The following is a 6,078-nucleotide window of genomic DNA, read 5'->3' on the forward strand; positions in this document are numbered from 1 at the left end:
TCATCGTTGACGTCCATCGCGAGCAAGCTCGCTCCTACACAGTGACAGGCGTCAGACGGCCCGGATCACGTGTTTGATTTCCTGGAAAGCCTGCAAGCCCCACGGCCCCAACTCACGGCCGATGCTGCTCTGCTTGTAGCCGCCCCAGGCGGTCTGCGGAAAGATCACTTGCGGTGCGTTGATCCACACCAGCCCCGCCTGCAAGGCGTTGGCGACGCGGTCAGCGGTCTGTGCATTGCGCGTCACCACACTGGCGACCAGGCCAAACTGGCTGTCGTTGGCCAGAGCAATCGCTTCGGCCTCGCAGGCGAAACGGCGCACGCAGATCACCGGACCAAAAATCTCTTCACACCACAGCGCACTGTCGAGGGGCACTTCGGTGAACACCGTCGGCTGCAAAAAATATCCGCGCGGCAGGTCGGCCGGGCGATTGCCACCGCAAACCAGCTTGGCACCGGCACTCAAGCCACGATCGATGTGACCGAGCACGCGCTGGTATTGCGCTTGATTGACCAGCGCGCCCATTTCCACGTTCGGGTCGAACGGGTCGGCCACGCGAATGGCTTCGGCACGGGCCTTCACGCGGGTCAGGAATTCATCGGCCAGTTCATCGGCGACCAGCACGCGGCTGGTGGCGGAGCACATCTGCCCGGCGTTGAAGAAACCACCGCCACAGGCCACTTCCACCGCCAGGTCGAGATCGGCATCGGCCAGCACCAGCAGCGAGGATTTCCCACCCAGTTCCAGGCTCACGCCCTTGACGGTTTCCGCCGCTCGTTGCATGACCTGTACGCCGACTGCGTTGCTGCCGGTGAAGGAAATTTTCGCAATGCGCGAGTCTGCCGACAGCGGAGCGCCAACCGCGAGGCCAGTGCCGCACACCAGGTTGAACACGCCCGCAGGCAACCCGGCTTGCGCGATGATCGCCGCCAGTTCCAGCTCCGGCAGCGGCGTCACTTCCGAAGGCTTGAGCACCACGCAGCAACCGGCGGCCAGGGCCGGGGCGAGTTTCCAGGCGGTGGTGACCATCGGGAAATTCCACGGCACGATCAGGCCGACTACACCGCACGGCTCGCGGCGCAAACGCGCGCTGAAGTCGTCGGTCGGCAGCTCGATGGCGCTGTCCTGTTTCGCATCCAGCCCTTCGGCCAGACCGGCGTAATACTCGAACGTGGCGACCACGTCATCGACGTCGATCGCGGCTTCGAATTGCGGCTTGCCGTTGTTGCTCGACTGCAAGTACATCAGTTTTTCGCGATTGGCCTGCACCCCCGCGGCAATTTTGCGCAGGATCGCGCCGCGTTCGGCGCCCGTGGTTTTCGACCAATCGGCGAACGCCTGGGTCGCCGCGCTCACGGCTTGATCAACGGCGCGCTCATCGCCGCCATTGACGGTGGTCAACAGGGCTTCGGTCGCCGGGTTGATCACCCGCAGGTGTTCGTTGCCGGCCGACCATTGGCCGTTGATGTACAGGCCATCCAGGGTCGTAGGGAAAGTCATTTCGACACCGCCTGCATCCACTGGGTCTGGTCGATTTCAATCAGGGTCGGGCCCTGGCGGTCGGTGGCCACACGCAATGCGCCGCGCAGTTGCTCGACACTGCTGACCGCTTCGGCGGCGCAACCCAATGCCTTGGCCACCCCGATGAAGTCCGGGGTGTAGATGTCCACGCCCACCGGCTCGATGGCGCGGTTGACCATGTATTTCTTGATCTCTTCGTAGCCCTGGTTATTCCACAGCAGCACGATCACCGGAGTGCGCGCTTCAACGGCGCTGGCCAGTTCCGGCAGGGTGAACTGCAGGCCACCGTCGCCGATCAGGCACACCACCGGAGGACGCGCGCCACCTTCGACGCGGCCACCCAGCCAGGCGCCAATCGCCGCCGGCAAGGCGTAGCCGAGGGTGCCGTAACCGGTGGACGAGTTGAACCAGCGACGCGGACGCTCCGGGTTGAACGTCAGGTTGCCGGTGTACACCGGTTGGGTCGAATCGCCGACGAACACCGCGTCCGGCAATTCCTGCAGAACGGTTTCAAGGAAGCGGGTCTGGGCCAGGGTCGGTGCGTCCCAGTTCGCGGCGAGGTCTTCACGCAGACGAGCAGCGCGTACCTGCCCCCAATCGTTGCTGCGCTCGGCCAGGGATTTGTGCGACAGCGCGCTGAGCAAAGCCTGGGCGGCGTTGCGCGAGTCGGCCACCAGTGCCACGTGCGGCGGGTAATTGCGCACGGTCTGGTCCGGGTCGATATCGACGCGCAGCAATTTGCCAGGAATTTCGAAGCCACCGGCGAAGGTCACGTCGTAGTCGGTCTCGGCCAGTTCGGTGCCGATGGCCAGTACCACGTCGGCCTCGGCGACCAGCGCACGGGTGGCGACCAGGCTCTGGGTAGAGCCGATCAGCAGTGGGTGGCCGGAGGCGAGCATGCCCTTGGCATTGATGGTCAGGGCGACCGGCGCGTCCAGCAGCTCTGCCAGTTCAGTCAGCTCGACAGCCGCGTCGATGGCACCGCCACCGGCGAGAATCAGCGGACGCTTGGCACCGGCCAGCAATTCAGTCATGCGCGACACTGCGCTCGGCGAAGCACCGGCGCGGTCGATGTTGACCGGCAGGCTGGCGAGCAAGTCGTCGGCCTCTTCAACCAGGACATCCAGCGGAATTTCAATGTGCACCGGACGCGGACGACCCGCCTGGAACAGCGCAAAGGCACGGGCCAACACGCCCGGCAATTCCGACGCCGACATCAGGGTGTGGGAGAACGCCGCGACACCGGCACACAGTGCGCCCTGATTCGGCAGCTCATGCAGCTTGCCGCGACCGCCGCCCAACTGGCTGCGCGATTGCACGCTGGAGATCACCAGCATCGGGATCGAATCGGCGTAGGCCTGGCCCATGGCGGTGGTGATGTTGGTCATGCCTGGGCCGGTGATGATGAAGCACACACCCGGTTTGCCGCTGGTGCGGGCATAGCCGTCGGCCATGAAGCCGGCGCCCTGTTCATGGCGCGGCGTGACGTGGTTGATGCTCGAACGGGCCAGCCCGCGATACAGCTCCACGGTATGCACCCCCGGAATGCCGAACACCTGCTCGACCCCGTAGTTTTCGAGTAACTTGACCAATACTTCGCCGCACGTCGCCATGTCTTTGCCCTTTTTGTTCGTTTGAGACGCCGGGCGTGCGCTGTGTTTATGATGGATTCGCAGGCCCGGGAATGGCCTCATTGGAACGGGCGACAGGTAGCCGCAACAATGGATAAAAAGTCATACTAGCCATGTCCTCACGTCATACCTTGGATCCCAATGAAACGACTGCCTCCCCTGCCGGCGCTGCACACCTTTCTGATTACCGCGCAGTGCTGCAATTTCACCCGGGCCGCCGAACAGCTGCACATCACCCAGGGCGCGGTGAGTCGGCAGATCGCCGGGCTGGAAGATCATCTGGGTTATGAGTTGTTCATCCGCCTGGCCCGAGGCCTGGATCTGACAGCCGAGGGACGGGAATGGCTGCCCCGGGTCCAGCAGATTTTCGGCCTGATCGACGAGGCCGTTGAGCAGATCGGCGAGAAGCGTGAAACCCTGCAGCTCAAGGCACCGACCTGCGTCATGCGCTGGTTGCTGCCGCGCCTGTTGCAATGGCAAAGGGAACGCCCGGACGTGCCGGTGGAACTGACCACCACGGTCAAGCACGGGGTCGACTTTCATCGCGAGCAGTTCGATGCAGCGGTGATGTACGGCGCACCGCCGGACGATTCATTGATGTCGCAAAAACTCTTCGACGAACAACTCACGCCGGTGTGTTCCAGACCGATGCTCGAAGGCCCCATGCCCCTGCAGACCCCGGCCGATCTGCAGCAGCACCTGTTGCTGCACCCGACCCGCGATGAGCGGGACTGGAAGGCCTGGTTGAAAGCCGCGGATGTGCATTTGACCAATGTCGGCAAGGGCCAGCATTTCGAAACACTGGACCTGGCGATGTCGATGGCGTCCCAGGGAACGGGGGTGGCGATTGGCGACTGGTCGCTGATCGGCGATGACCTGAACGCCGGGCGGCTGGTCATGCCATTCGATTTGAAGGTAACAACGGGACTGGCGTATTACCTGGTGTTCCCCGACAAACCCGGGCCTTCGCCGAAATTGCGTGAATTGATGGGCTGGTTGGTGGAGCAGGCGCAGTCGCGGTAAAACCGTATAACTCTGATGCCCCACACTGTAGGAGTGAGCCTGCTCGCGATGACGGCTTCACATTCAAAATCAATGTTGGCTGCTCCGCTGCCATCGCGAGCAGGCTCACTCCTACAGGTGATCAGTGAACTCAGTACCCGACAGTAAACCGCTGCCGCGAATGCTTCGGCGCTTGCACTTCGTCGAGCATTGCAATTGCGTAGTCGGCAAAGGTAATCCAGCTGCGCCCTTCGCTGCTCACCAGCAAATCATCCTGACCGAGGCGGAATTTCCCGGTGCGCTCACCCTCGACAAATTCGGCCGATGGCGACAGGAAGGTCCAGTCCAGATCCCGTTCTTCACGCAAGTTGGCGAGGAATTCGGCACCGGCACTGGCTTCTGCCTTGTAAGCCTCAGGGAAACCTTCGCTATCGATCACTCGAGTGCCATCGGGCAATAGCAGCGAACCCGCCCCGCCCACCACCAGCAGGCGTTTGACCCCGGCTTTTTTCACCGGGCCAACGACTGCGCCGGCAGGTAGCGTGGCGAAATGCGCCGCGCTGATAACCACGTCATGGCCCGCAATTGCAGCTTGCAACGCAGCGGCATCAAGGGCATCGACGGCCTTGCCGACCACACCTTCACGCGGATCGACTTTCGATGTGTCGCGGGCAATGGCGGTAACGCTGTGGCCACGACGTAGCGCCTCTTCCAGCAGTTGGCTACCGGCACGACCGGTGGCACCGATGATTGCGATTTTGCTCATGACGTTCTCCAGTGGGTTGAGCTTCTTGGATTTCAGTTGAGGCGGGTTACCATTTCATTTCGCCCTTGGCGACCTTGGCGCTCAGTTCCAGGGAGCTTTCATCACCCAGGGTCGGGAAGCGCTTTTTCATCGCCGCGATCAGCGTGGAGGAATCCTTGGCCTTGGCGGTTTCCTCGTCGAAGGCCTTGATGTAAGCGGCTGTGAACTGCACGCCTGCCAGGGAGCGATCGCTCTCGCCGAGGTAGTGGCCCGGCACCACGGTTTGCGGTTTCAGGGTTTCAATGGCATGCAGCGTAGCCAACCAATCGGCATGGGACTGCGGAGTTTGGGTATCGGCCATCCAGACATGGATGTTTTCTGCCACAACCACGCCTCCGACCACCGCCTTGATCGACGGAATCCACACAAAACTGCGATCAGGCTGCGGGCCCTCAAGACCCACCACCTGCAACTTCTGCCCTTCGAGGATCAGGCTGTCGCCCTTGAGCACACCCGGCACGATGGTTTTGGTCGGCACATCGGCGCCCATTTTCGGACCCCAGAACGCCAGTTTGCCGTCGACGGTTCGCTTGATGTGGTCGACGGTCGGCTGCGAGGCAAGGACCTTGGCTTTGGGGAACGCAGCCGTCAGGGTATCGAGGCCGAAGTAATAGTCCGGGTCACCGTGGCTGATGTAGATGGTGGTCAGTTGCTTGCCGCTGGCGCGGATTTTTTCCACCACCTGTTCGGCCTGGGACTTGCCGAATTGCGCATCCACCAGGATCGCTTCCTTCTCGCCACTGACCAGCACCGAGGTCACCGGGAAGATGGCTTTTTCGCCGGGGTTGTAGACATCCAGCGTCAGCGTAGATGCACTGGCGTGGGCGGCAAAACCGAGAGCGGTGGTCAGTAAAACGCGCTTGAGGGTGGTGAAACCGATCATCTGTTGCTCCGTAATCCAATAGTTGTCGTAGTCCTTTGTAGGAGCGAGCTTGCTCGCGATGGATTCGAAGACGCCACGTTTAACCGGTAACCCGCGTTATCGTTAACGACCATCGCGAGCAAGCTCGCTCCTACAGTGGAACAGAGCTTAGTTGCCTGACTCAGTACAAAAAATGCGATGCTTGAACATAGTTTGTTTCTGAAAGCGGGCAAATCATGGATCGTCTTCAAGCAATG

The 6,078-nt window shown here is 61.9% G+C and carries 5 protein-coding genes; 1 reads left to right on the top strand and 4 read right to left on the bottom strand.

The genetic code is table 11. The annotated features are described in order from the left end of the window. Positions 1-51: 51 nt before the first annotated feature. Together BSF44_RS06670 and BSF44_RS06675 are read right to left on the bottom strand one after the other, a co-directional pair. Positions 52-1,500 (bottom strand): aldehyde dehydrogenase family protein, encoded by a 1,449-nt coding sequence (locus BSF44_RS06670; RefSeq protein ID WP_095942820.1) that lies wholly within the window; start codon positions 1,498-1,500, stop codon positions 52-54. Then, positions 1,497-3,134: a 5-guanidino-2-oxopentanoate decarboxylase gene (locus BSF44_RS06675; RefSeq protein ID WP_095942821.1), complete on the bottom strand. Its 1,638-nt coding sequence runs from the start codon at positions 3,132-3,134 to the stop codon at positions 1,497-1,499. The genes BSF44_RS06670 and BSF44_RS06675 overlap by 4 nt, the downstream gene beginning before the upstream one ends. Before the next feature lie 159 nt (positions 3,135-3,293). Between BSF44_RS06675 and BSF44_RS06680 the strand changes: the two genes are divergently transcribed. After that, positions 3,294-4,175, top strand: a complete 882-nt coding sequence (locus BSF44_RS06680) for a LysR substrate-binding domain-containing protein (protein ID WP_095942822.1) — start codon at positions 3,294-3,296, stop codon at positions 4,173-4,175. A 130-nt stretch (positions 4,176-4,305) separates the two neighbouring features. Here BSF44_RS06680 and BSF44_RS06685 read toward each other — a convergent pair whose 3' ends face one another. Both BSF44_RS06685 and BSF44_RS06690 read right to left on the bottom strand, forming a co-directional pair. Then, positions 4,306-4,920 (bottom strand): NAD(P)-dependent oxidoreductase, encoded by a 615-nt coding sequence (locus BSF44_RS06685; protein WP_095942823.1) that lies wholly within the window; start codon positions 4,918-4,920, stop codon positions 4,306-4,308. 46 nt (positions 4,921-4,966) lie between these two features. Next, positions 4,967-5,842 (bottom strand): MBL fold metallo-hydrolase, encoded by an 876-nt coding sequence (locus tag BSF44_RS06690; protein WP_095942824.1) that lies wholly within the window; start codon positions 5,840-5,842, stop codon positions 4,967-4,969. Positions 5,843-6,078: the final 236 nt, after the last annotated feature.

Source organism: Pseudomonas sp. ACN8, from assembly GCF_002303925.1.
GTDB lineage: Bacteria > Pseudomonadota > Gammaproteobacteria > Pseudomonadales > Pseudomonadaceae > Aquipseudomonas.

Coding starts and splice junctions, on each gene's coding strand:
- BSF44_RS06675 (WP_095942821.1), bottom strand. CDS start 3,134: ATGGCGACGTGCGGCGAAGTATTGGTCAAGTTACTCGAAAACTACGGG.
- BSF44_RS06670 (WP_095942820.1), bottom strand. CDS start 1,500: ATGACTTTCCCTACGACCCTGGATGGCCTGTACATCAACGGCCAATGG.
- BSF44_RS06680 (WP_095942822.1), top strand. CDS start 3,294: ATGAAACGACTGCCTCCCCTGCCGGCGCTGCACACCTTTCTGATTACC.
- BSF44_RS06685 (WP_095942823.1), bottom strand. CDS start 4,920: ATGAGCAAAATCGCAATCATCGGTGCCACCGGTCGTGCCGGTAGCCAA.
- BSF44_RS06690 (WP_095942824.1), bottom strand. CDS start 5,842: ATGATCGGTTTCACCACCCTCAAGCGCGTTTTACTGACCACCGCTCTC.